The sequence below is a fragment of the Paenibacillus sp. DMB20 genome, from assembly GCF_000987955.1.
GTDB lineage: Bacteria > Bacillota > Bacilli > Paenibacillales > Paenibacillaceae > Paenibacillus_AQ.
Map to the genome: position 1 here is coordinate 24,990 of NZ_LAZU01000040.1, position 24,628 is coordinate 49,617.

Annotated in this window: 21 protein-coding genes and 2 pseudogenes; all 23 read left to right on the forward strand. The window is 51.9% G+C overall.

The window, feature by feature from the left end; all coding sequences use genetic code 11:
- Positions 1–144 precede the first annotated feature (144 nt).
- The 23 genes and pseudogenes from XI25_RS23640 to XI25_RS23750 all read left to right on the forward strand — a co-directional run bounded on the left by XI25_RS23640 (position 145) and on the right by XI25_RS23750 (position 24,589).
- Positions 145–1,287: a 1-propanol dehydrogenase PduQ gene (locus XI25_RS23640; protein ID WP_046680546.1), complete on the forward strand. Its 1,143-nt coding sequence runs from the start codon at positions 145–147 to the stop codon at positions 1,285–1,287.
- Positions 1,288–1,483: 196 nt separating this feature from the next.
- The gene (locus tag XI25_RS23645) at positions 1,484–1,834 is read left to right on the forward strand and encodes a BMC domain-containing protein (RefSeq protein ID WP_046680547.1); all 351 of its coding nucleotides are present in this window, start codon (positions 1,484–1,486) and stop codon (positions 1,832–1,834) included.
- Between the two features lie 11 nt (positions 1,835–1,845).
- Complete coding sequence (locus XI25_RS23650; RefSeq protein ID WP_046680548.1) at positions 1,846–2,277, forward strand: EutP/PduV family microcompartment system protein; 432 nt, start codon at positions 1,846–1,848, stop codon at positions 2,275–2,277.
- 64 nt (positions 2,278–2,341) lie between these two features.
- Positions 2,342–2,914, forward strand: coding sequence for an ANTAR domain-containing response regulator (locus XI25_RS23655; protein ID WP_046680549.1), 573 nt, complete (start codon positions 2,342–2,344; stop codon positions 2,912–2,914).
- The gene (locus XI25_RS23660; RefSeq protein WP_046680550.1) at positions 2,907–4,331 is read left to right on the forward strand and encodes a sensor histidine kinase; all 1,425 of its coding nucleotides are present in this window, start codon (positions 2,907–2,909) and stop codon (positions 4,329–4,331) included. The genes XI25_RS23655 and XI25_RS23660 overlap by 8 nt, the downstream gene beginning before the upstream one ends.
- Positions 4,332–4,463: 132 nt before the next feature.
- Positions 4,464–5,894 (forward strand): ethanolamine ammonia-lyase reactivating factor EutA, encoded by a 1,431-nt coding sequence (eutA, locus tag XI25_RS23665; RefSeq protein ID WP_046680551.1) that lies wholly within the window; start codon positions 4,464–4,466, stop codon positions 5,892–5,894.
- A 30-nt stretch (positions 5,895–5,924) separates the two neighbouring features.
- Positions 5,925–7,291: pseudogene (locus XI25_RS23670) on the forward strand (ethanolamine ammonia-lyase subunit EutB).
- A 43-nt stretch (positions 7,292–7,334) separates the two neighbouring features.
- A complete protein-coding gene (gene eutC, locus XI25_RS23675) occupies positions 7,335–8,279 on the forward strand; it encodes an ethanolamine ammonia-lyase subunit EutC (RefSeq protein WP_046680552.1) in 945 nt (314 codons plus the stop codon).
- Between the two features lie 19 nt (positions 8,280–8,298).
- Positions 8,299–8,952 carry an ethanolamine utilization microcompartment protein EutL gene (gene eutL, locus XI25_RS23680; protein WP_046680553.1) on the forward strand — a complete coding sequence of 218 codons (654 nt, stop codon included), beginning with the start codon at positions 8,299–8,301 and terminating at the stop codon, positions 8,950–8,952.
- Between the two features lie 10 nt (positions 8,953–8,962).
- Positions 8,963–9,715, forward strand: a complete 753-nt coding sequence (locus tag XI25_RS37015; RefSeq protein WP_052759727.1) for a BMC domain-containing protein — start codon at positions 8,963–8,965, stop codon at positions 9,713–9,715.
- 27 nt (positions 9,716–9,742) lie between these two features.
- A complete protein-coding gene (locus XI25_RS23690) occupies positions 9,743–11,209 on the forward strand; it encodes an acetaldehyde dehydrogenase (acetylating) (RefSeq protein ID WP_046680554.1) in 1,467 nt (488 codons plus the stop codon).
- 111 nt (positions 11,210–11,320) lie between these two features.
- On the forward strand, positions 11,321–11,611 hold the full coding sequence (locus XI25_RS23695) for a BMC domain-containing protein (RefSeq protein ID WP_005549798.1): 291 nt from the start codon (positions 11,321–11,323) through the stop codon (positions 11,609–11,611).
- Positions 11,612–11,763: 152 nt separating this feature from the next.
- The gene (locus XI25_RS23700; RefSeq protein ID WP_046680555.1) at positions 11,764–12,573 is read left to right on the forward strand and encodes an ethanolamine utilization cobalamin adenosyltransferase; all 810 of its coding nucleotides are present in this window, start codon (positions 11,764–11,766) and stop codon (positions 12,571–12,573) included.
- A gap of 10 nt (positions 12,574–12,583) precedes the next feature.
- Entirely contained in the window at positions 12,584–13,219 is a 636-nt protein-coding gene (gene eutD / locus XI25_RS23705) for an ethanolamine utilization phosphate acetyltransferase EutD (RefSeq protein WP_046680556.1), read from the forward strand.
- 18 nt (positions 13,220–13,237) lie between these two features.
- Positions 13,238–13,939: an ethanolamine utilization protein gene (locus XI25_RS23710; protein WP_046680557.1), complete on the forward strand. Its 702-nt coding sequence runs from the start codon at positions 13,238–13,240 to the stop codon at positions 13,937–13,939.
- 15 nt (positions 13,940–13,954) lie between these two features.
- Positions 13,955–14,230 carry a EutN/CcmL family microcompartment protein gene (locus tag XI25_RS23715; RefSeq protein WP_046680558.1) on the forward strand — a complete coding sequence of 92 codons (276 nt, stop codon included), beginning with the start codon at positions 13,955–13,957 and terminating at the stop codon, positions 14,228–14,230.
- Complete coding sequence (locus XI25_RS23720) at positions 14,223–14,768, forward strand: BMC domain-containing protein (RefSeq protein WP_046680559.1); 546 nt, start codon at positions 14,223–14,225, stop codon at positions 14,766–14,768. Before XI25_RS23715 ends, XI25_RS23720 begins: the two co-directional genes overlap by 8 nt.
- Before the next feature lie 49 nt (positions 14,769–14,817).
- Positions 14,818–15,927: an ethanolamine utilization protein EutH gene (gene eutH, locus XI25_RS23725; protein WP_046680630.1), complete on the forward strand. Its 1,110-nt coding sequence runs from the start codon at positions 14,818–14,820 to the stop codon at positions 15,925–15,927.
- A gap of 418 nt (positions 15,928–16,345) precedes the next feature.
- On the forward strand, positions 16,346–19,825 hold the full coding sequence (locus XI25_RS32460) for a discoidin domain-containing protein (RefSeq protein WP_052759728.1): 3,480 nt from the start codon (positions 16,346–16,348) through the stop codon (positions 19,823–19,825).
- 134 nt (positions 19,826–19,959) lie between these two features.
- Positions 19,960–21,121, forward strand: a pseudogene (locus XI25_RS35185) (glycosyl hydrolase family 8); the annotation flags it as partial.
- 51 nt (positions 21,122–21,172) lie between these two features.
- Positions 21,173–22,630: a CBM96 family carbohydrate-binding protein gene (locus XI25_RS36490; protein WP_327204854.1), complete on the forward strand. Its 1,458-nt coding sequence runs from the start codon at positions 21,173–21,175 to the stop codon at positions 22,628–22,630.
- Between the two features lie 454 nt (positions 22,631–23,084).
- The gene (locus XI25_RS23745; RefSeq protein WP_160308951.1) at positions 23,085–23,615 is read left to right on the forward strand and encodes a class I SAM-dependent DNA methyltransferase; all 531 of its coding nucleotides are present in this window, start codon (positions 23,085–23,087) and stop codon (positions 23,613–23,615) included.
- Positions 23,615–24,589 carry an SMI1/KNR4 family protein gene (locus XI25_RS23750; protein ID WP_046680561.1) on the forward strand — a complete coding sequence of 325 codons (975 nt, stop codon included), beginning with the start codon at positions 23,615–23,617 and terminating at the stop codon, positions 24,587–24,589. Before XI25_RS23745 ends, XI25_RS23750 begins: the two co-directional genes overlap by 1 nt.
- Positions 24,590–24,628 lie beyond the last annotated feature (39 nt).

Consider the following 24,628-nt stretch of genomic DNA (forward strand, 5'->3'; position numbering starts at 1 on the left):
TGTACATTAAATAATGATAATTGAATAATGATAGATTGCACAATGGCGTGCGCTATGGATAAAAGCAAAGAGGCTTTTGAAGGGAATCCCTCCCTTTAGAGGCCTCTTTTTTTGTTGCCAATTCATCCTTGGAGGTGCCTTTACATGGACAAACTATCTATTAAAACCGATCTTTATATGGGGCAAGACGCGTTGGATCGCCTCATGGAATGGCGGAACAAACGGATCTTCATCGTCACGGATCCATTCATGGTCCAGTCGGGAATGATTAACATGGTGTTTGACCGGCTGCATGACAGCAATGAACAGTATATTTTCAGCAAGATCGTGCCCGATCCTCCAGTGGAGGTGGTTGCGGAAGGAGTCGAGGCGCTGGGCTCGTTCAACACCGAACTGATCATTGCCATTGGCGGGGGGTCTGCCATTGATGCGGCGAAAGCGATGAAACTGTTCGCGAAAAAACTGTTAAACCAGCACGATATTCCGTTCGTGGCCATCCCGACGACAAGCGGAACGGGCTCGGAGGTGACATCGTTCTCCGTCATCAGCGACAAGAAGAAGAACATTAAATATCCTCTCGTATCCGATGACATGCTGCCGCAGGAAGCTATTTTGGACCCGATATTGGTTAAGAGCGTGCCGAATTTCATAACGGCCGATACCGGAATGGATGTATTAACCCATGCCATTGAAGCTTATGTATCCACCAAGGCGAACGATATATCCGATGCCTTGGCGGAGAAGGCCATCAAGCTTGTCTTTGCCTATTTGCCAAGAGCTTATGAGAACGGGGATGATCTCGAAGCGCGCGAGAAAATGCATAATGCATCCTGCCTGGCAGGAATGGCGTTCAATATTGCGTCGCTTGGACTTAACCATGGGATCGCGCATGTCGCCGGAGCCAAATTCAAAATCGCACATGGACGCATGAACGCGATTTTGCTGCCGCATGTCATTGAATTCAATGCGGATTACAAGCCGGGATACGGCAAGGAAGAAAGTACCGCGACCGCGGTTCGATACGCTGAAATATCCAAGAGCTTAGGGCTTCCGGCCCCTAACGCAAAGAGCGGCGTACGGAGTCTGGTTCAGGCTATCAAGCAGCTGCAGAAGCAGTTGCACATGCCGCAAACGCTGCGGGAATGCGGCGTGGAGCGCGCTGCACTGGAAGAGATGCGAGAATCCATTGCCGAAGGAGCGCTTCAGGACGGGTGCACGGCTACGAATCCCCGTGTTCCTACCTCGGCCGATGTTGGTGAAATTTTGAACAAAATGTTTCAATCCTGATTTCGAGTCGAATTTTGTCCGATATGCTGTTGACAACGTTTGCAGTTTTAAAATATAGTAAAAGTAACACAACGGCGTGTTGCATACAAATATAAGCGATGAGGCTTCTTAAAAATTCCGTGCGAACTTTTTAAGGAGTCTTTATGTTTTTTTACAGCTATGTTGGATGTTTGAGACATGAGAGTGAGTTGATTGTATGGAACAGAATGAAAAGCAACGCGTCATTCAGGAATACGTGCCTGGGAAACAGGTTACGCTGGCTCATATTATCGCGAATCCGAACCCGGATATTTACAAGAAGCTGGGATTGGGAAGCGAAACGCATGATTCGATCGGCGTAATGACGATAACCCCAAGCGAAGCCTCGATTATTGCGGCGGATATTGCGACCAAGGCGGCTGGAATACAGATCGGCTTTGTGGATCGATTCAGCGGATCGCTCGTCATTACCGGCGACGTATCATCGGTGGAATCAGCCGTAAGCGAAGTGCTGCTTGGGTTGCAGAATATTCTAGGCTTCTCGGCTGCGAAGATTACAAGAACCTAGGAGAAGCCGCTATGAAGAGAATCATTTTTGCCGGAAGTACCGGCTCGGGCAAGACTACGCTGTGCCAACGGCTGCACGGCCATGCCATTGCCTATAAGAAGACGCAAGCCGTAGAGAATTTCGAGCAGGCGATCGATACGCCCGGGGAATGCATTGAGAACCGATATCTGTACAAGATGCTGTTAGTCTCCAGTGTGGATGCGGATGTTATCGGGCTTGTGCAGGATTGTACGAAGGAAGACAGCTACTTTCCGCCAGCCTTCTCCACCATGTTTGCCAAGCCGGTCATCGGAATTGTAACCAAGGTGGAATTGGCGCGATCGCAAGAAGACATCGCCCAAGCGAGAGATCATTTGCAAGCGGCGGGCGTTGAGCGGATTTTTGAAGTCTCGACGATGGAAAACATAGGAGTGGAGGCGCTTCAGTCGTATTTGGAAGCGTAATCGACTGCAAGAGGGGCTAAACTATCGACAAGCAAATAACGGCAGACAATGAGGTGCAAAACACATGAATGGAAAAATTGTAATAGTCGACGACGAACCTATTACAAGGATGGATATTCGTGAGATGCTTGAAGAGGCGAACTACAATGTAGTAGGGGAAGCTTCCGATGGCTTTGAAGCCATTGAATTATGCAAGAAGCATCTGCCTGACCTCGTCATCATGGATGTTCAAATGCCTATTTTGGATGGGCTGAAGGCGGGTAAACGAATCATTTCAGAGCAGCTGGCGGGAGGGATTATTCTCTTGACCGCCTTCAGCGACAAACCGACAATCGAAAAAGCATCCGCTGTCGGTGCGCTTGGTTACCTGGTAAAGCCGCTTGATGAAAAGTCGTTCATTCCTATGGTGGAAGTAACCATTGCCAAAGGCAAGGAAATACGCAAGTTGGAGCAAAACCTGTCGAAGCTGACGCAGAAGATGGAAGAGCGCAAAGCGGTGGAGAAGGCGAAAGGGATCTTGATGAAGGAAAGCGGCTGCACCGAAGAAGAAGCTTATCAGACCCTGCGCAAACTAAGCATGGATCGGCGATGTCCCATGATCGAAATTGCAACCACGATCGTCATTTCCTATGATTGATTTCAAAGAGCGGATCGATCAGCTGTGCACGCTTTATACCGGATTGACCGAAGCGGATATCTTGCAAATATCCGAAGTGGCGGAGTCCTTTGAATTATCCGCGGTGCAGTGCGACGTATTCATCGACGTTTTATCCAGCGTCGAGGACGAGGCCATTGTCGTATATCACCGCGCTCCGGATGAAGGAAAATCGTTGTACAAGCGGTCGGTTGCAGGGGAGAAAGCGCTCCGCGAAAACGAGCCCGGCGTCCTGCGGACACTCGAAACAGGGATTATGTCGCAAGGACTCGTTGCCAATACGCAGGAAAATCATCTGGTCCGGCAAACCGTGTATCCGATCAAGAATCAAGATGGCGTGATTGCCGTCGTTATCTATGAAAAAGACGTGAGCGACAATATTCAAGACCACTTCAATATGACGGGAGCGCCATGTGAAGATGGAGAGATGTCTTCAATGCTTACGGCCATGCTGAGGTTTAAGGATTCCATCATCAACCAGCTGGAGGATGCCGTTCTCGTATTCGACAAGCATGGATTTCTGAAGCTGAAAAATAAGCAGGCCGACGCCTACTATCGGCAGCTTGGTTATTTGGAGGATATCGAAGGCTTGCATTATGACAATTTGTCGCTCGATCAGACGACCTTCTCCGAGGTGATGAAACAATACTCGGTTTCTCCGTCTTATCCGTTGACGACGGATGTGAAGGCAGCCGGCCGTTATTTTCAAGTAAAGCGTCTGTTTATTGCGGAGCAGGACTTGTGCGTAGGCGTTATCCTGCATGACGTGAGCGAGATTAAAAACAAGGAAGCGGAGATCATCTCCAAATCGGTGGCCATCCGCGAAATTCACCACCGGGTGAAGAACAATTTGCAGACCGTGGCTTCCCTGCTGCGCATTCAAGGACGGCAGACCGAAAGCCCCGAGGCCAAGAAATGCCTGAATGACAGTGTCAGCCGGATCCTGGCGATTGCCGCGACGCATGAACTGTTATCGACGGAGATTGAGGCGCAGGTGGATTTGCTGGATGTCATTCGGCTGATTGTATCGAATATCGAGCGTTGTTTCGTGGATTGTCAGGCCATCCGTGTCGATATTGCCTCGGATCATAGCATCTGCTTGGACAGTGATCGCACCGTGGCGATCGCGCTCATTGTGAGCGAGCTGCTGCATAATAGCTATGAACATGCGTTCGGCGATTGCTCGAAAGGGACGATTACGGTGAATGCCCGGCTGGACGGCGAGCTGGTTACGGTTGTCGTTGCCGATAATGGAACCGGATTTTCCGTTGAACAGGCTTCGACGAAAAGTTTGGGACTTTCCATCGTGCGCAGCTATGTGAAAGATAAGCTGAAGGGCAAGCTTTCCATCGTGTCGGGCGGTGGCGGAACAACGGTTACGTTTAAATTCAAAAAATGAATAATCGGGCTACAAGGCTGTAGTCCATGAAGCGATGAGGCTTAAAGTTAACCATTTCCGGGGAACCGGAAGGGTATTGCTTTAAGCCTTTTTGCGTTCGCGACAGTAAAACAAGCGATGGGGGTGAGAGAAGTGAACGAGCATTTGCTAAGCGTTGGCATCGATATGGGGACATCCACGACCCAGCTTGTGCTGTCGAAGCTCCATATACAGAACCTTGCGTCCTCTTTTTCGGTACCTCGTTTGGTCATTACGGACAAGGAAGTGGTCTATCGAAGCGATATTTGCTTCACGCCCGTGCTGGCGGACAATCGGATCGACATGGAGCAGATCCAGATGTTTGTGCAGGAGCAGTACGAGAAAGCCGGCATTCGGAAGGATGAGATTCAAACCGGCGCCGTCATTATTACGGGCGAAACCGCACGTAAGGAAAATGCGAATGAAGTGCTGCTTTCGTTAAGCGGCTTCGCAGGGGACTTCGTGGTCGCCACCGCCGGCCCGGACCTGGAAAGCATCATCGCCGCCAAAGGAGCGGGAGCCCATACGTACTCCAAAGAGCACGCTACTTCCATTGTCAATATTGACATTGGCGGAGGAACCAGCAATCTGGCGCTGTTCTCCGAAGGAGAGCTGCTGGATACGGGATGTCTCGACATCGGTGGGCGTCTTATAAAAGTGGACCGGGAATCTCACGAAATTACGTATATCGCGCCGAAAATTAAACAGCTTGCGGAACGAAGGGGATTGGAGCTGGCCTTGGGCCAAAGGGTGACCCCGGCTGACCTAACGCCGATGATCGGAGAAATGGTCAAGTTGCTGGAAGAGAGCGTCGGCCTGCGGACGCCGGGCGATTTCTACGACACGATCGTCACGAATAAAGGACTGAAACTGGATCGCGTGATCCCGTGCATCTCTTTCTCGGGCGGCGTGGCCGACTACATTTACCAAGAATCGACGGGGGATGTGTTTCAGTATGGAGATATCGGGATCTTGCTCGGCAGGGCGATTGCGGAGTCTCCGTTGGCACGGCAGATGACCGTGGCTAGGTCAGCCGAAACCATCCGGGCTACCGTAGTCGGAGCGGGTTCCCACACGACCGAAATCAGCGGGAGCACCATTACCTATACGGAAGAAAGCTTCCCGATCAAGAATATTCCGATTCTGAAGCTTGCCTTGGCCGATGAGTCGGGAAGCGGCGAGGAACTGGCTAAAGCCATTTCGGACAAGCTGAACTGGTTCAAGCTGAACAATGATTTGCAGCGGGTAGCCATTGCGTTGGAAGGAAAGAACAGTCCCAGTTTTCAAGAGGTGCAGAAATATGCCCAGGGACTGTACCAAGGGATGGCGGAACTGCTGGAGCGGGAGTATCCGCTAATCGTCATCGTTCATCACGATATGGCGAAAGTGCTGGGGCAGACGCTGTATGGGCTGCTCGGCTACAAGAAGGATGTCGTGTGCATCGACAGCGTACTGGTCGACAACGGGGATTATATCGACATCGGCAAGCCGATAGCGGGCGGAAAAGTACTGCCCGTCGTCATCAAAACGCTCGTGTTTCACTAAATCGGGTCGTATTTGGAAGGAGGAGCTTTTGTGATTTTAAAAACGAAACTGTTTGGCCGAGTCTATCAATTCAAGACGCTGATGGAAGTGATGGCAAAAGCCAACGAGGAAAAATCGGGGGGATATGCTTGCCGGTTTGGGGGCGACCTCATCGGAAGAGCGCGTCGCCGCCAAGGTGGTGCTGTCCCAGATTACGCTGGCGGATTTGCGCAATCATCCCGCGGTTCCCTATGAGCAGGATGAGGTTACCAGAATCATTCAGGATTCGGTGAATGAACGCATCTACAGTGAAATTCAGAACTGGACGGTAGAAGAACTGCGGGAGTGGATTTTGAACGAAAACACAACCGAAGCCGACATCAAACGCGTATCCCGCGGATTGACGGCCGAAATGGTGGCCGCGGTCGCCAAGATCATGTCCAACCTGGACCTAATCTACGGGGCGAAGAAGATCCGGATTACGGCGAGCGCCAATACAACGATTGGACGCCAAGGCACGTTGTCGGCACGGCTGCAGCCGAACCACCCGACGGACGATCCCGATGGAATCATGGCTTCCCTCATGGAGGGCTTGACCTTCGGCATCGGGGACGCGGTGCTTGGACTCAACCCGGTGGATGATTCCGTAGAGAGCGTAACGCGGGTTTTGAAGCGGTTCGAGGAGTTCCGGCAGAAGTGGGAAATCCCGACGCAAACATGCGTGTTGGCCCACGTTACCACCCAGATGGAAGCGGTCAAGCAAGGCGCGCCGACAGGTCTCATCTTCCAGTCGATCGCAGGTTCGCAGAAAGGGAATGAAGCGTTCGGCTTTAATGCCGCAACGATCGAGGAAGCGCAGCAGCTGGTATTGCACCATGGTCAGGTGGCCGGGCCGAACGTCATGTATTTCGAAACCGGGCAGGGTTCGGAGCTGTCTTCCGAAGCCCATCACGGGATCGACCAGGTGACGATGGAAGCTCGCTGCTATGGCTTTGCCAAGAAATATAACCCGTTCCTCGTCAATACCGTGGTCGGGTTCATCGGACCGGAATATTTGTACGATGCGAAACAGGTCATTCGTGCCGGACTGGAAGATCACTTCATGGGCAAGCTGACTGGCATTTCCATGGGCTGCGACGCTTGCTACACGAACCATATGAAGGCCGATCAGAACGATTTGGAGAACCTGGCTGTTCTGTTGTCCACGGCAGGCTGCAACTTCTTCATGGGCATTCCGCATGGCGACGATGTCATGCTCAATTATCAAACAACCGGCTACCACGAGACGGCTACGCTGCGTGAATTGCTCGGCTTGCGTCCGATCCGGGAGTTTGAACAGTGGATGGAGAAGATGGGCTTTATCGAAAACGGCAAGTTGACTAAAAAAAGCCGGGGACGCGTCAGTGTTTCTCAAGTAGGGAAAGGAGGAAATCCGCATGAACGAAAAAAGACCTGAAGTCGATGATTGAATCGATTTTGAACGAGATGGTAGGAAACATACCGGAGCAGGATGCAGCGGTCAAACCGGCAGAAGCGGAAGCGCCTGTAGCGGTACCGGAGGCGCCAGTCGCCGAGCCGAAGGAGCCGAACGCAAGTGGGCTTGAGCAGGCAAACCTGCCGGAGGAAGAGCCGGCGGATAACGGCGAATGCCTGGATGATATAACGGAGATCGACCTTCGCAGACAATTGCTCGTACCGGAGCCGGCGGATCGCGATGGATACATGAAAATGAAAGAAAAGACGCCGGCCCGTCTTGGAGTATGGCGTGCGGGCCCGCGCTACATGACGATTACGTCGATGCGATTCCGCGCCGACCATGCAGCCGCGCAGGATGCCGTCTTCTCTTACGTGTCCGAGGAATTCGTGAAGGAAATGGATCTCCTGTCGATCGAGACGTTGTGCCGGGACAAGGATGAATACATTACCCGTCCGGATTTGGGCCGCCAATTCTCCGCAGAGACCATCGAGTACATCAAGCAGCATACGACCAAGCGGGCCAACGTGCAGATTATGGTCGGGGACGGCTTGAGCTCGGCTGCGATCGAAGCCAATCTGCGCGACATCATGCCGGCTATCACGCAAGGACTCAAAATGTATGGCTTGGAGGCAAGCAATACGTTGTTCATCAAGCACTGCCGAGTTCCTTCGATGGATGTGATCGGCGATGTGACCGAAGCGGATGTGGTGTGTTTGTTGGTCGGTGAACGTCCGGGTCTTGTAACGGCAGAGTCCATGAGCGCCTACATTGCGTATAAACCGACGGTTGGCATGCCTGAAGCAAGACGTACGGTCATCTCCAACATCCACTCCGGCGGTACGCCTGCGGTTGAAGCGGGTGCGCATATTGCCGAATTGATCAAGACGATGATTGACCGCAAAGCATCAGGCATTGACTTGAAATTATAGGGGAGGCAAGGAGGCACATATGAGAAACGAACCGATTCATGCAACGGTGCTCGGCATAAAACTCATTTCCAACGTAAGCCTGGATATGGCAAGCAAATTGGAACTGAAGCCGCATCATAAAAGCTTGGGAATCATTACGGCCGACATTGACGATGTGACCTATGCCGCGCTGGACGAAGCGACCAAAGCAGCCGCCGTGGACGTTGTTTATGCAAGAAGCATGTATGCCGGCTCGGCCAATGCTTCGACGAAACTCGCGGGCGAAGTCATCGGGATTTTGGCGGGTCCGAGCCCCGAGGAAGTTCGAAGCGGCCTGAACGCCGTCGTTGATTTTATCGAGAGCGGCGCTCACTTCGTCAGCGCCAACGAGGATAACAGCATCACCTATTTCGCCCACTGCGTCTCTCGCACGGGCACCTATTTGTCCGAGACCGCGAACATCAGGGAAGGGGAAGCGCTGGCGTATCTGATCGCTCCTCCGCTGGAAGCGATGTATGCTTTGGACGCGGCGCTGAAGGCTGCCGACGTTACCATTGCCGCCTTCTTCGGTCCGCCTTCCGAGACGAACTTCGGCGGTGCATTGCTGACGGGCAGCCAGTCGGCCTGCAAGGCGGCATGCGATGCTTTTGCGGACGCCGTCCAATTCGTTGCGGATAACCCGACGAGTTATTAGGGAATAGCCTATGAGACATAGCGCGTTAGGGTTGGTGGAAGTCAGAGGGTATCTCGGGGCAGTCGCCGCAGCGGATGCCGCGTTGAAAGCGGCAAGCGTGTCCTGCATCGGCGTGGAGGTCATCAAAGGCGGACTTACGACCGTCAAGCTGGACGGTGACGTCGGGGCCGTGCAGGCTGCCGTCGAAGCAGGTGCGGCGATGGCAGCGCAATTGAATGTGCTGGTGACGAGCCATGTCATTGCAAGATTGCATGAAGAGACAAAAGCTCTGGTAGCGAATCAGGTCGAGGTTAGTCAAACCGAAATGAATGTCTCGATTGTAGAACCCCAAAGGACTGCAGTTAAAGAAGAAACGGCCGTCATGACCGATACTGCCGCGGCGGGTACGGAAACGGAATTGACGGAGGGCGAGGCTGCTGCATCCGGAACAAGCCCGGAAGCCGAGGCCGTAAAGGCGGCTGAACCTGCCAAGGCGAAGGAAACGAATGCGGCCGAATCCAAGAAGCCTGTCGTACAGGCAGCTTCGCAAGCGGATAAGGCGGATTTCCCCGCCACGCCGGCTTCCAAAGCAGCCGAAGAAGTCAAGCCGGCTTCCAAGGAGGCGGGAGCCGAGCCTCAAGCCCATACGGCGCAAGCTGCCGGGAAGCCGAACAGTGCACATGAAAAACAAAGCAATGCCAACAATCTACGGGTGAAGCCGTCGGCAAGCGCATCGAAACCGACAGCGAAGCAGAACAAAAACACAAAGAAAGCTAGCTCGTAAAAAACCTAATGAGGAGAAGGAATATTGATGGAAACATTGGATAAAGACCTAAGATCCATTCAAGAAGTCCGAAATCTGATCAAGAAGGCCAAGGAAGCCCAAGCCAAACTGGCCGAGATGTCGCAGGAAAAAATCGACGCCATCGTCAAAGCGGTAGCCGATGCAGGTTATGAGCACCGCGAGAAGCTGGCGAAGATGGCCAATGAGGAAACAGGTTTTGGCCGCTGGCAGGACAAGATCATTAAGAACGCATTTGCTTCGAAAAATGTGTATGAGTGGATCAAGGACATGAAAACCGTTGGCATCCTGAAGGATGACAAAGCGAACAAAGTGATGGAGGTCGCCGTGCCTGTTGGCGTCATTGCCGGCTTGATACCGTCAACCAACCCGACATCCACAGTTATCTACAAGGCGCTGATTGCGCTCAAGGCCGGGAACAGCATCGTGTTTTCCCCGCATCCGAATGCGCTGAAGAGCATTTTGGAAACCGTAAAGGTCATCCATGAAGCGGCTATCAAGGCTGGATGTCCGGAGGGAGCCATTGGCGTCATGACGGTTCCAACCATTCAAGGAACGGATCAATTGATGAAGCACAACGATGTTGCCTTGATTCTCGCTACCGGGGGAACGGCGATGGTTAAAGCCGCTTATTCATCCGGCACGCCTGCCATCGGCGTCGGCCCGGGCAACGGTCCGGCCTTCATCGAGAAGAGCGCGAATATCGCGCTTGCCGTCAAGCGCATCATGGATTCCAAAACATTCGACAACGGCACCATTTGCGCTTCGGAGCAGTCCGTCGTCGTCGAGGCGTGCAGTAAGGACGCGGTCGTTGCCGAATTCAAGAAGCAGGGCGGTTATTTCCTCTCCCAAGAGGAAGCGGCGAAGCTCGGCAAGTTCATCATGCGGGCCAACGGCACGATGAACCCTCAAATCGTCGGCCGCAGCGTGGAGCATATCGCCAAATTGGCGGATCTGGACATCCCTGCAGGAACTCGGGTACTGATTGCCGAGGAGACGCGAGTTGGACGCAATGTGCCGTATTCGCGCGAGAAGTTGGCTCCGATCCTGGCGTTCTACACCGAAGACAACTGGGAAGCCGCGTGTGAACGCTGCATCGAGATTCTGAACGGGGAGGGCGCCGGACACACGATGGTCATTCATTCCGAGAATGAAGAGATCGTGCGGCAGTTCGCTTTGAAAAAGCCGGTATCGCGCTTGCTGGTCAACACGCCGGGCACGCTTGGCGGAATCGGCGCAACCACGGCGCTGGCGCCCGCGCTTACGCTGGGCTGCGGCGCAGTAGGCGGAAGCTCCACATCCGACAACATCGACCCGTTCAATCTGCTTAACATTCGCAGAATCGCATACGGTCTCAAAGAAATGGAAGATTTGGCGGAGCAGCCGGCCCTGCAATCCGAGGCGTCAAGCATCGATCTTGGCGATAAAGAGCAGTTGATCAACATGATCGTGAATCGAATTCTCGAAAAAATGTAAGATCACTGTTGAACAGAAACGTCAAACAACCAATGGTAACACAATTAACGGCAACACAACCTACGGCAACTCAAAAATTAACATATACCCTATATTAGGAGGAATTTTATCATGGCAAACGCAAACGCATTGGGAATGGTGGAAACAAAAGGTCTGGTAGGCGCAATCGAGGCAGCTGACGCAATGGTGAAAGCAGCTAACGTTACTTTGATCGGCAAAGAGCAAATCGGTGCAGGCCTCGTAACCGTTATGGTTCGCGGCGACGTGGGCGCCGTTAAGGCAGCTACGGATGCAGGCGCAGCAGCGGCGGAGCGTGTGGGCGAATTGTTGTCCGTACACGTCATTCCAAGACCGCATTCGGAAGTGGACGCAATCCTGCCTAAGACAAAAACCGTGGAATAATAAGGATTTTCGAAGTAAGGTTACCGATCAGGATGGAGGGAGGGACGGGCCTTTCGCCGGCCCCTCCTGCATACCTGTCGCAATTTTCCCATCGCCTGCAGCTTGAATGACCGCGTGTATACGAGGTACGCGCAGCAAAAGGATGTGAGAACATGGCTGTGATAACGGAAAGCGATCTGCGCAAGCATTTTCGAAATCGGAATCTGAAAGAAGTATCTGTTTACGAGACGGCGGCAGGGACGATTTTAACGCCATCGGCCAAGAGCTTTCTGACCGATCACCAGATCGAGCTTCGATATGTGGAGGCTCAAGGGGAAGTTTCGGATACGGCGGATACGCCGGCTCCCAAGAAGGAAGTCAAGCTTCAAATCACCAAAAACCTGGACGTTGAACAACCGGCCGAAGCCAAAAAACGGTTTCGCACGCTGTACGGCGGTTTCCTGGAAACGAAACCGGAGCATATGACGCATTTGTATGGAAATATGCTTGTGTTTAAGGATCATCCCCGGATCTTGTTCCGCGGCAAGCTGGATTCATTGGAAACGAAACTTTTGGAAGCGCAAATCACCTGCTTCAAGCTGAATATGAGCAACCTGGTCGATGATTTGGAGGAAATATTGCAATTCGTACGGCGAATCGTACGATGCGAAGTGATGAACGAAAGCATTGATGAATTTCATTTGCTTGGGATGACGCCTAAGGAATTGCGGGAGCAGTCCCATTTTCCCAAGAAATACTTTGGATTGGACCATTTTCAACCCAGCTATGATATGGGCGAAGCGGTTGTTGTCATAAATGCGCTGCGTACGTTGACGAGAGAGACGGAGCTGCTGGCTTACCAAGCCTTTAAAAAGGAACACGGAGACGCTGAACGCGAAGATATCATTCGAACGCTGAACCGTCTGTCTTCCTTGTTCTGGATCATCATGTTCCGAATCCGTGTAGGACAGTACAACACATGAGGTGAGATGGATGGATAATGTTCTGGTGGAGAGCATTGTAAACGAAGTGATAAAACGGGTGCAGGAAGAAGCCTGCATTGAGATTGAAGCATCCGGCAAGCATGTGCATTTGAACCGAGAGGCGATTGATGCCTTGTTTGGCGAAGGCTATCAATTGACGAAAGCGAAGGACCTGTCCCAGCCGGGACAATATGCCTGCAAAGAGCGCGTTACGCTGATCGGGCCCAAGGGCGCGCTGCACAATGTCGTCGTGCTCGGACCGGAGCGCAAGGAGTCGCAGGTAGAGGTTTCGCAGACGGATGCCGTTGTGCTGGGAGTGCCCGTTCCCGTGAAAGAGAGCGGAAAACTGGAAGGAACGCCGGGCATCGTGATTGCTAGCGGCAGCAGTATGATCCGGCTGGATCGGGGATTGATCGCCGCCCAGCGCCATATACACGTGAAGGCGGAGGATGCGGAGAAATACGACGTAAAGAATGGCGAGATCGTGCAGGTCAAGGTGTACGGCAAACGCCCTCTCATTTTCGACGACGTGCTCGTGCGTGTCAGTCCCAACTATGAAACGTACATGCATATCGATTATGACGAGGCCAACGCTTGCGGCTTCGTAAAAGGAACGAAGGGGAAGATTTTGAAGAAGAGTTTCTAGGCCGGGGAGTGTGAAAAAATGAACATTGAAGCTCTGGATCGGTCTGCGATTATTGAAGCCGTTACGGCCGAAGTGATCAAGAGGCTGGGGCAGTCACCGTCGAACGATGCGACTGTGCCCAAGAAGCTGGCGGTTCTTCTGGCGGTTGAACCGGTACCGGAATTAGAGGGTTTGCTGGGCCAGAACTTTGAGGTGCGATATTACGACGAGTCGCTCCGCGATTGCGATGTGCTGATCATTCCGAAGCTGTGTCTTCAGCTGTTGTCCAATCTCGCGAACGGCATAAGCGCGGGGCAGCGCGAGCGGTTCATCCTGACGATGCTGTTGAAAGGAAGACGGGTAGTGGCACTTGAGGAAGGACTGCTTTACCGGAAATATAAATCAACGGCGCCCGTCCTGTTGTACAAGCAATTTGACGAATATTCGGATAAGCTAAGCAGTTTCGGTATCCGGATGGTTAAAACGGCGAAGCTGCTCACGGCTTGTCTGGAAGATGGACGCGCGGATGACGCGAGTCCTTCCTCATCCGCTATTGAACACGCCATAGCGCTTCCGCAGCCGGAACTGTTGACCTTGACCAGCAAAGTCGTTACCGAATCGCAGCTTAAGAAATACCGTCTTCAACACCGGAAGGAAATCGGAATCGACCGGCACAGTATCATTACGCCGCTCGCTCAGGATTATCTGCGCATGCAGCAGATCCGGGTACACAGAACATAACGGCGAGGTGAAACCATGATCGTGGGACAAGTGATGGGCAGCCTGTGGGCCACCCGAAAAGACAATAAGCTGAACGGTCTGACCTTCCTGGTGATCAAACCGCTTAGTTACAACAAAGAAGCCGTTCAGCGCGACTATTTCGTTGCAGCGGATAATACGGGAGCGGGCATCGGGGAGACCGTGCTCGTGACGACCGGAAGCGCTGCCCGCACATCGATTGCCGGATCGGACGTACCCGTGGACGCGGTCATTGTGGGCATCGTCGATTCCATCGAGGTGGCCCATGAGTAGCGCGATCGGCGTTGTAGAGCTGCGCAGCATTAGCAAAGGGTATGAGACGGCTGACCGCATGCTTAAGACCTCTTCCGTCAACGTGCATCATATGAAGCCGATTTGCCCGGGCAAATTCCTCATCATCATGAGCGGCGACACGGCAGACGTTGAAGCAGCGATGGATGCGGCGAAGGCGGAGGCGGCCGAATTCCGAATCAGCGATTTTGTGCTGCATGGCGTTCATTCGGATATCGTGGACGGCTTGAAACGGCGCTATTCCTCCCGGGCGGTGGAGACCATTGGAATCGTGGAAACTTCTACGGTGTCGTCCGGCATTTTTGCATTGAATGAGGCTTTGAAGCAGTGCGATATTCATGTGAAACGAATGAACCTCGGCATGGCGATTGGCGGCAAGTTTCTGGCCGTGTTTACGGGAAATGTCAGTGACGTGGAGCAGGGGATGAAGGTGTTCGCGTCCTCTATCGATCAAAAACGGATCATCCATCATACCGTGCTGCGTTCTCCGACCGAGGAAATCAAGCAGCATTTTCAATAGGAGAACGATAAAGCAGTAATATGCACATTCAGAATGGAGGAGCATGTTCGTGGAGATTAACGAAATCATCATTTACGGCATGGTTATATTCATGATTCTTGGCGCCATCGACAAATGTCTGGGGAATAAATTCGGCCTGGGACAACAGTTCGAAGAGGGGATCATGGCCATGGGCTCGCTCACGTTGGCAATGGTAGGGATCATCTCCCTTTCTCCCGTGCTGGCCAAGGTGTTAAGCCCGATTGTCGTTCCGATCTATAGCGCGCTGGGAGCGGACCCCGCGATGTTTGCAACCACGCTTCTTGCGAATGACATGGGCGGATATTCGCTGGCTCTCGAGCTGGCTCAGAATCCGGAAGCAGGCCTGTTCGCCGGCACGATTCTGGGAGCCATGCTCGGCCCGACCATCGTGTTCATTATTCCGGTTGCGCTCGGCATCATCAAGAAGGAAGATCATAAATATTTGGCTACCGGCGTGCTGGCCGGCATCGTCACGATTCCGATCGGATGCTTGATCGGGGGACTGGTGGCCGGTTACTCGATCTCGATGATCTTGTCCAACCTGGTGCCGATTCTTATTTTCGCCGTGCTTATCGTGATTGGCTTGTGGAGATTCCCGCAAGGCATGATCAAAGGCTTTACGGTTTTCGGCCAGTTTATCGTAATCGTGGCGACGTTGGGGCTGGCGGCCGGCATCACCCAGCAGCTGACGGACATCACGATCATTCCGGGTCTGGCCCCGATCGAGGATGGAATCAAGATCGTGGGCGATATTTCCATCGTGCTGGCCGGCGCGTTTGCGATGGTATTCGTGATTACGAAGGTGTTCAACAAGCCGCTCATGAAGCTTGGCAAAATTCTCGGCATGAATGAAATTGCGGCAGCAGGCATGGTGGCAACGCTTGCCAACGTCATTCCGATGTTCGGCATGATGAAAGACATGGATGCGCGGGGCAAGGTCATCAACGTGGCTTTTGCCGTGTCCGCCGCATTCGTATTTGGCGACCATCTCGGCTTTACGGCAGGGGTGGCGAAAGAAATGATTTTCCCGATGATCGTCGGGAAGCTGGTCGGCGGGATTACAGCGATTTTCGTTGCCGTATTTTTGGCGAAAAAGATGGCTTCGGAACCGAAGGAAGGACAACCGAAGTCGGCTTAGGTTTACATCAAAGCGATATTTAAGCATCTGAATTTACGTTTTTTTTGGGTCAACGTCTACATTGCATGAACTCATCTCAAGGTCTAGTGCCTGGAGGCGGGTTCTTTTTTTTTAGAGATAAGAAAGCATAAACTTCAAGGGTTAGCCATCCTTATCTCGCAGGAAAAAACTTCCGCTAAAAGCGGTCTGTCTTCTGAGAAAGTACGTCGAAAGACGTTTTTTTTAATTTACCTTGAAAAAACTACAATGTACCTAAATTTTGTCCCTTTCCGATTCCGGGAAATGGGATTAGAACTAAAGTGACAAACAATTTTTTGAATACATCCCAGAATGTGGACGATAACTCCGCGAAAGGGGGGAGGGCGTATACCGGGCGTGGTTGGTTGCTTTGCAACTTCATATTTGGGGAGGGATTGGTTTGAGGGTAGACGCGAGAAGATGTTCTGCGCTGGTGCTGAGCGCGATCCTTGCTCTTGTTTTATGGGCGGGCCTTCCGTTTTCGAAAGCGGAGGCTGTCGGGGTGCACCCGTCGCTTCCGGATTGGTCTAAAGCGGGTTATAAAGGCGGGGCGTCCCTCCCGGCGGGAGGGACGGTCATCGATTTGGCCGCAAAAGGCGTCGTTGCCGATGACGGCGTGGATGATTCCGATGCGCTGCAATCGGTTGTCGACTCGATCCGTAGCGGTTCTTTAACCGTTAACGGTGCCAAGGTTAGCGAAACCAATCGGGCTGTTTTGCAATTTCCTGCCGGACAAATCGATCTAAGCCAATTCATCCGGGCGGATGCCAGTTGGGTTACCTTCAGAGGCGCAGGCTCGGATCCGTCCACAGGAACGAAGATCGTATTCAAGCCTGCCAGCACCTATGTTTCGGACGGCGGCCTTCCCGTCATCGACGGAAAGCTTTGGCCCGGGTATGGCGCATTTCGCGTGGAAGATCGGGCCAAAAGTCCGAGTGAACCCAATTATGAAGGCAGCATCAATTTCCATTGGAAAAGCGGCGTTAAAGTAGCCAGCGCAGGCGGCGGAACGAAAGGCAGCAGTCAAGTGAAGTTGGCGAGCGGAGGCGGCAGCAAATTCAAGGCGGGAGATACGGTCTATGTCGGAGCGGCCAATACGCCGGGGTTTTATGAGCTTATGGGGGCGCCGGAAACGTATTGGATCAATCAGCACATGCGCAGCCAAATGTTTAAAGTGACAAGCGTGAGCGGGGATGCGCTGACCATCGACAAACCGCTTGAATTTGACATTCCGTACAGCAATGGCGGGGCGATATTGGGAACGACCTATTACAGCAAGGTCATGCCGATCAAACTCGTGGAAGGCGTCGGTTTTGAAAATTTTTATTTCACGCAAGACATCTCCTACACGCCATATAGCCATAAGAACGCAAACGATTATGATCCGGTCGGCAATCCGAACGGCGTCGGCCTGAAGTATACCAACGAGGCCCCGGAATATGCGATCCATGCGATTGTTTTTAAATGGGCCCAAAACGGTTGGGTGAAAGGCGTTCGTACTTACATGACGGGTTCCCACCCGATCGTGACGGAATTTGCGAGACATATGGAGTTTCGGGACAATGTCATTTTCGGTTCGTGGAATAAAGGCAAGGGAGGGCACGGCTACGTCCGCGGATCCAAATTGTACGACAGCAAAATCATAAATAATACGATTGACCGCGTTCGCCATTTGACGCTTCAATGGTCGGCAACGGGCAACGTCGTCTCAGGCAATGCCATGACGGTGGATATGAACCTGCATGGAGGTTGGGAGCGCCGCAATTTGATCGAGAACAATACGATAGCCGTTCCGTATCTTCATCGCAGTTGGGGCGAGGGAGAGGGCGGCGCGGAACCGGAGGGCGGAACATGGTATCCCATCTGGTATGGAGCGGGTCCTCATGCTTCGAAGTGGTCCGGCTCAAGCGGGGAGCAGAATGTGTTCTTTAACAACACCATGAGCAAGCAGGAAACGGAAGGCGGAAGTTATACGGCTTATGTCCCTTATCAAGACCCTCGCCGGATCTATCAAATCGGTTGGGACGGAGACAAGTGGGCGCATCTGGAAAAACCGGCGGGAACCCTCATCAGCACCTGGACGTACAACGAAAAGGCGGACTTTGGACTTTCTCCGAACAAAGGCGTTTATGACTGCCTGACTTTTTCCGGAAACTCCTTATTGGGAAGCGGAACGGCTGTGGTGAATTGCAGGGGCGACATTCCCGAGGATACGCAAGCGCCTGCTGCTCCGGCAAACTTGGCTGTAACGGGCGTAACCGAATCAAGCGTATCGCTTTCTTGGGGGGCTTCCACCGACAATGTGGGTGTTACGGGTTATGAGGTATACCAAGGCACGGCCTTGGCTGCTTCGGTTACGGGCACAAGCGCGACGGTGAGCGGGTTGAGCGCGAGCACGGCATACACGTTCACGGTGAAAGCCAGGGATGCTGCCGGCAACGTATCTGCCGCAAGCAATGCGGCAACGGCAACGACAAACGACGGAACGACGCCTCCCTCCGGGAATCTGGCTCTAAACAAAACCGGAACGTCGAGTTCAAATGAAACTTCGAGTTTGGGCGCAGCCCAAGCTTTCGACGGTAATGCGGCCACAAGATGGGCAAGTTCGGAGGGAACTGATCCGCAATGGATTTATGTGGACCTTGGCTCCGTGAAAAGCATTAATAAAGTCAAACTCATTTGGGAAGCCGCCTATGGGAAAAGCTACAAAGTCCAAGTATCGACCGATACGGCAGCCCCTGTAAATTGGACGGATGTTTATTCCACCGTTACCGGTGACGGAGGGACGGACGAGATTGTTTTCACAGCGCGGGATGCCAGATATGTAAGAATGTATGGTATTTCTAGAGGAACATCCTACGGGTACTCTTTGTACGAATTCGAGGTGTACGGTTCCAATGCTCCAAGCGGCGATACACAGGCATGCTCCAATGCGCTGAATTCCACGGCAGCGATCCAAAATGCCATGAAAAACGCGAACCCCGGCGATATCATCAGCATTGCTCCGGGAACTTACATCGGCGATGTTTCGACATCCGGAGATACCCCTAGAACCCCGGAAAGCCCTTATGGACCGGGACTTTTCTTTTCGCAGAAAAATGGGACGGCCGACGCTCCCATCGTGCTGAAAAGCTGCGATCCGCAGAACCGGGCGATTTTAAAAGGAGTTTCCTTGAACGACGGGTCTTATGGCATTCATTTGACGGGAGACTACTGGGAAATTCGTGATCTTGTCGTCATGAACGCACAAAAAGGAATTGTTGTGGATAACGGTAACAACAACTTGTTGAATAACGTGGAGGTACATCTGATCGGAGACGAAGGCGTCCATTTCAGAGACGGCAGCTCGTACAATACGCTGGAGCATTCCAGGATTTACGATACGGGCAACAGGGAGCCGGGGTATGGAGAAGGCGCTTATGTCGGTTCGGACGTAAATGCGCCTTATGAACACGTCCTTATCGGGAACGCCATCAGATACACCGTATTCGACGGAGACATTACGGCAGAGCATATCGATATCAAGGAAGGGGCGGACGGCACCATAGTCGAGAATTGCACGTTCAACGGAACGGGCATAACGGGAGACAATAGCGCCGATAGTTTCGTTGACGTGAAGGGCATCCATTCCGTTATCCGTTATAACGAGGGTTACCGAAACGGAAATGAAAAGGTGGTGGACGCGTTTCAGGTACGCACACACGGCACCCTATACCCGACCGGAAAGAACAACGCGTTTTACGGCAATAAGGTGAATCTCGATCATGCGCCCGGATACGTGGTATATGCCACAAGTGCCACAACAGGGACAACGGCGCGCGATGACGTCAGAATAGGCGGCGGCAACTTATATAACAAACATGTAAATAAGCAGCTATGACCGTAGGCACCATACCGAAACCAATCCATTAGGAGGAATGGGAATGTTGAGAAAGTGGTCTATTCACGGGCTTTGTTTCGTCTTTTTGTTGTCGATTTTTTTTCTCACCGGTGTTTGCTGCAGACGATGCCTGCGCAGCAGGCGAGCAAAAGCCGTTTCCCCAGCAAGTAAGCTATGCTGGAATTACGAAGCCGAATCATCTCTCGCAGTCGCAATTGAATGCAGACGTCATCGCTTATTATAATGCATGGAAATCCAAATATTTGAAGAGCAACCTGACCTCCTTGCCCGGCGGATATTATGTGAAAGGCGGCTCAACAGGAGAGACAGACGGGTATGAGGCATTGGGCAATTCAGAAGGTCAAGGATACGGAATGGTTATTACGGTGTTAATAGCCGGCCATGATCCGAATGCCAAAACCATTTACGACGGCCTGTTCAAAACGGCCAGGACCTATAAAAGCAAGGGGAACCCTAACCTGATGGGCTGGATTGTAGCGGACGAAAAAAAGCGCGCAGGGACATTTCTATTCGGCGACCGACGGGGATTTGGACATCGCTTATTCGCTTATCCTCGCTCACAATCAATGGGGTTCCTCCGGAACGATCAATTATTTGGCCGAAGCCAAAAAAATGATAACGGATGGCATTAAGGCGAGCAATGTCACGACCAACAACCGGTTGAATCTCGGCGATTGGGATAGCAAAAGCGAGCTGAACACGAGACCTTCGGATTGGATGCTCAGCCATTTAAGAGCCTTTTATGAGGTTACCGGCGATTCAACGTGGTTGAATGTCATCAATAACCTGTACAACGTTTATAGTCAATTCAGCGCCTCCTATTCGCCGAACACGGGGTTGATTTCGGATTTTGTTATTGACAATCCTCCGAAGCCCGCTCCGGAATGTTATTTGAAAGAGTTTAAGCCAACGAACGAGTACAACTATAACGCTTCCCGCGTACCGCTGAGAATCGTGATGGATTATGCGCTCTACGGCGACATGAGAGCCAAAGCGATCACCGATAAACAGTCTGCCTGGATCAAAGCAAAGACGGGCGGCAACCCCAACAATATTCGGGACGGGTATCTATTGAACGGAACGGTGTCTTCATATGCAAGCGGGCCGACAGGTGTTTTTGTCTCTTCGTTTATTTCGGGGGGAACCTCGAACAGCGGAAACCAGGCGTGGATCAACAGCGGCTGGGATTGGATGAAAAGCCATAAATCCGGCTATTACAGCGATACCTACACGCTTTTAAACATGCTGTTCATTTCAGGCAACTGGTGGAAGCCGGGTCAGGGAGGCAACCCTTCGGATACGCAAGCACCAACGACTCCGACGAATTTGGCCGTAACTGGAACGACTTCGTCCAGTGTCTCGCTTTCATGGAATGCTTCTACCGACAACGTAGGGGTTACGGGTTATGAAGTTTTTAACGGCTCAGCGCCAGCCGCTTCCGTTACGGGAACGAACGCGACCATCAGCGGCCTGAGCGCCAACACGACTTACACCTTCACGGTGAAAGCCAAAGATGCCGCCGGCAATATATCCGGCGCAAGCAATGCTGTAACGGCCACGACGAATAACGATACAGCATCCCCGAATCTTGCCTTGAACAAAACGGCCGTTGCAAGCTCAAGCGAAGCCTCGGGCTTAGAGCCGGCCAAAGCTTTCGACGGCAGCCAGGCAACGCGATGGGCAAGCGCAGAAGGCGCTGACCCGCAATGGATTTATGTCGATCTTGGGGCTGTGAAGAACATCAACCGAATCAAATTAAATTGGGAAGCCGCATATGCGAAAAATTACAAGATTCAAGTATCCGTCGATGACGGGGCCCCTACCCATTGGACGGATGTATTCTCAACGACAACCGGAAATGGCGCCATGGATGATATCTCCATCCCGGACCAAAATGCGAGATACGTAAGAATGTACGGCACGGCAAGAGGTACCTCCTACGGATATTCCTTATATGAGTTTGAAGTATACGGAACAGATTCGGGGGGCGGCTTGGATACCGAGGTGCCGTCGGCTCCGGGGAATTTGGCGGTAACGAACGCTACTTCCTCCAGCGTTACGCTTTCTTGGTCGGCTGCAACGGATAACGTAGGAGTGACGGGCTACGAAATTTATAACGGACCGACGTTGGCTGCCACCGTTACGGACACGGAAGCGACGGTCAGCGGGTTAAATGCCAACACGGCGTATACGTTTACGGTCAAAGCAAAAGATGCGGCAGGCAACGTATCGGCTGCAAGCAACGAAGTCAGTGCGACTACAAGCGGAGACACGACGAACCCTGTCAAACTCACGGCGATCGAGGACAGCTTCGTTCGCGGCGGTACGTATGCCGGGGATAATTATGGTTCGCTGAATGCGATGACCGTTAAGCTGCGTTCCTCCAATGCCTCTTACGACCGCACAGGATACGTGAAATTCGATACTTCTTCATTAAGCGGGACCGTAAGCTCCGCCATTATAAAAATCTACGTGACCAATATTCATAGCAATACGACATCCTACAAAATGGAAGCCAGAGGAATCAGCAACGATGTTTGGTCTGAAACGTCGATCAACGCAACCAACCAACCGACTGAAGCCGGGACGGCGCTGGGTACCGTGACGGTAAGCCAAGAAGGCGTCTATGTGAGCTTTGATGTTACTTCCTTTGTCAACAATCAATCGGATGGAACCGTAAGTTTCCGCATCGTCGGGTTAGATGAAGATATGGGCGCAGATTTTGCTTCCAAAGAAAACTCGGATCCCGCAATTCGTCCAGTTCTTGTCATTAACGAAGGCTAATTATAGGCATGGAGCGCGTATGACCGGCACGACATGATTCTTCTTTGGAAAATAACAAAGACAGACATTCTCCCTTCGCGGAGGATGTCTCTTTTTTAGATATGTATAAGCTTCGCACGCTTCCTTATATCGCAAGAAAAACTTACGCTAAATGCGGTCTGGCTTCCTCGAAAATATACGTCGATAGACGTTTTTTTTTATGTGGCAGGAACGATCGATCCTTTTAAACAATAATGCGAAAAAAGTTCATTCCAAGTATTTATGTAACAATTGATAAAATATTTTGATAAACTATCGGGTGTAGTAAGCGTTTTCAAATAGGGCGCGGGGAAATAAATATAAAGTTTGATAGGCGAAAGGACACGATTTATGGAGAACATCATAAAAAAAAAGCGACATTGAATTTTTCGACCAAATGGCTTCCGAATGGAATAAAGGCGTTCCCCATCATGCCATGTGTTGCATCGATCGGCTGGTTGAGCGTTTCAGCATTACAAGCGACCATTCCATACTTGATGTGGCGTCGGGAACGGGCATCTTACTCTCCAGATTAACCGATCTGCAGATTCATCCCCGCAGCTATGCCGCAATCGACATCTCAAGTAAAATGCTTAACCAGCTGGCTCTGCACTTTCCGGGAACCAGAACGTGCTGTTTGGATTTCGAGAAGGATGTAACCTTGGATGAGCCTTTTGATTTGGTGATTATATACAATAGCATTCCCCATTTTCAGAATCTCGAAGCCGTTTTCCGCAATGCACACCAGAATTTGAACAATAACGGAAAGTTCGTCATAGCCCATTCCCGTACCCGGGCAGGATTGAAGGAACATCATGAAAAAATCGGCTATGTTAGTCCGATAGATCCTATCCCAAGCGACCGGAGGCTGGTACAATTATCCAAAAAATATCATTTTCAAAACGTGATGCTGCAGGATGAGGAATTCTTCTGTTATTGCGGAGAGAAAAAGAGAGGGGAGAACTGATGGACTTTACAAACTTTTGGGACGATAGTGATTATGCGCTGAAGGAGTATGTTTCCGAGCCTCCGACGGACGAGCTCATTGCCTCCATCGAGAAAGAATTGGGATACAAGCTGCCGGCATCCTATATTGCGATGATGAAGGAACACAACGGCGGGATTCCGGTAAATACCTGTTTTCCGACGGATGAGGCAACATCCTGGGCGGAGGATCATATCGCGATCTCGGGAATTCTCGGAATCGGACGCAAGAAACCGTATTCCTTGTGCGGGGAGTTTGGCAGCCCGTTTATGATTGAGGAATGGGGTTATCCCGACATCGGGGTAGTGATTTGCGACTGTCCTTCCGCAGGGCACGACGTGGTCATGCTGGATTACCGGGCATGCGGCAGGGACGGGGAACCGGCGGTCGTTCATGTGGACCAGGAATGCGATTATGAAATTACATACCTGGCGCCGAACTTTGCGGCCTTTATTCAAGGATTGGTAAATGAGGAGGAATTTGATAATTCAGAGGAGATGAAGCAGGAGGACCTTAGGAAAGTGGCCGCTGCCCGATTCTCGCCGCTGTTATCGGAACTATGCTCCAAGGTTGCCGAAGTCGAGGACATAGAAAGCGTCATCCGTTCCATCTGCCAAGAAATCGTGGAAGAAAAGGGCCATTTTTCGTTTCATGCGGATGAACGGTCGATGTTGATGTATGACCTGCAATTTTGGCTGTATACGAAGTCGTATCCCCGTACCACCCGTGAACAATACCTGGCTGTTTACGACAAAATGATTGCTTTTGGCAAGGATTTTGGCACGGGCGGATATGCTCCTGCTTTCATTACCGATTGGCTGGACGCGCGATTGCAGGAGGAACGTATTGTGGAGACTGACGGTATCCTTAGTTTTACGGCATCCGCGGCACAACAATTAATAGACCGGCTGAACGCCATTGTTATTTCCAGTCCAAAAGGCATTGGCAATGAGTAATCCATAACGATGGCTAAGCACGCCATGGCAAGTATACGT

Bases quoted from the DNA above. Each gene is read 5' to 3' on its own strand.
- XI25_RS23640 (WP_046680546.1), top strand. From the start codon at position 145: ATGGACAAACTATCTATTAAAACCGATCTTTATATGGGGCAAGACGCG.
- XI25_RS23645 (WP_046680547.1), top strand. From the start codon at position 1,484: ATGGAACAGAATGAAAAGCAACGCGTCATTCAGGAATACGTGCCTGGG.
- XI25_RS23650 (WP_046680548.1), top strand. From the start codon at position 1,846: ATGAAGAGAATCATTTTTGCCGGAAGTACCGGCTCGGGCAAGACTACG.
- XI25_RS23655 (WP_046680549.1), top strand. From the start codon at position 2,342: ATGAATGGAAAAATTGTAATAGTCGACGACGAACCTATTACAAGGATG.
- XI25_RS23660 (WP_046680550.1), top strand. From the start codon at position 2,907: ATGATTGATTTCAAAGAGCGGATCGATCAGCTGTGCACGCTTTATACC.
- eutC (WP_046680552.1), top strand. From the start codon at position 7,335: ATGATTGAATCGATTTTGAACGAGATGGTAGGAAACATACCGGAGCAG.
- eutL (WP_046680553.1), top strand. From the start codon at position 8,299: ATGAGAAACGAACCGATTCATGCAACGGTGCTCGGCATAAAACTCATT.
- XI25_RS37015 (WP_052759727.1), top strand. From the start codon at position 8,963: ATGAGACATAGCGCGTTAGGGTTGGTGGAAGTCAGAGGGTATCTCGGG.
- XI25_RS23690 (WP_046680554.1), top strand. From the start codon at position 9,743: ATGGAAACATTGGATAAAGACCTAAGATCCATTCAAGAAGTCCGAAAT.
- XI25_RS23695 (WP_005549798.1), top strand. From the start codon at position 11,321: ATGGCAAACGCAAACGCATTGGGAATGGTGGAAACAAAAGGTCTGGTA.
- XI25_RS23700 (WP_046680555.1), top strand. From the start codon at position 11,764: ATGGCTGTGATAACGGAAAGCGATCTGCGCAAGCATTTTCGAAATCGG.
- eutD (WP_046680556.1), top strand. From the start codon at position 12,584: ATGGATAATGTTCTGGTGGAGAGCATTGTAAACGAAGTGATAAAACGG.
- XI25_RS23710 (WP_046680557.1), top strand. From the start codon at position 13,238: ATGAACATTGAAGCTCTGGATCGGTCTGCGATTATTGAAGCCGTTACG.
- XI25_RS23715 (WP_046680558.1), top strand. From the start codon at position 13,955: ATGATCGTGGGACAAGTGATGGGCAGCCTGTGGGCCACCCGAAAAGAC.
- XI25_RS23720 (WP_046680559.1), top strand. From the start codon at position 14,223: ATGAGTAGCGCGATCGGCGTTGTAGAGCTGCGCAGCATTAGCAAAGGG.
- XI25_RS23745 (WP_160308951.1), top strand. From the start codon at position 23,085: ATGTGTTGCATCGATCGGCTGGTTGAGCGTTTCAGCATTACAAGCGAC.
- XI25_RS23750 (WP_046680561.1), top strand. From the start codon at position 23,615: ATGGACTTTACAAACTTTTGGGACGATAGTGATTATGCGCTGAAGGAG.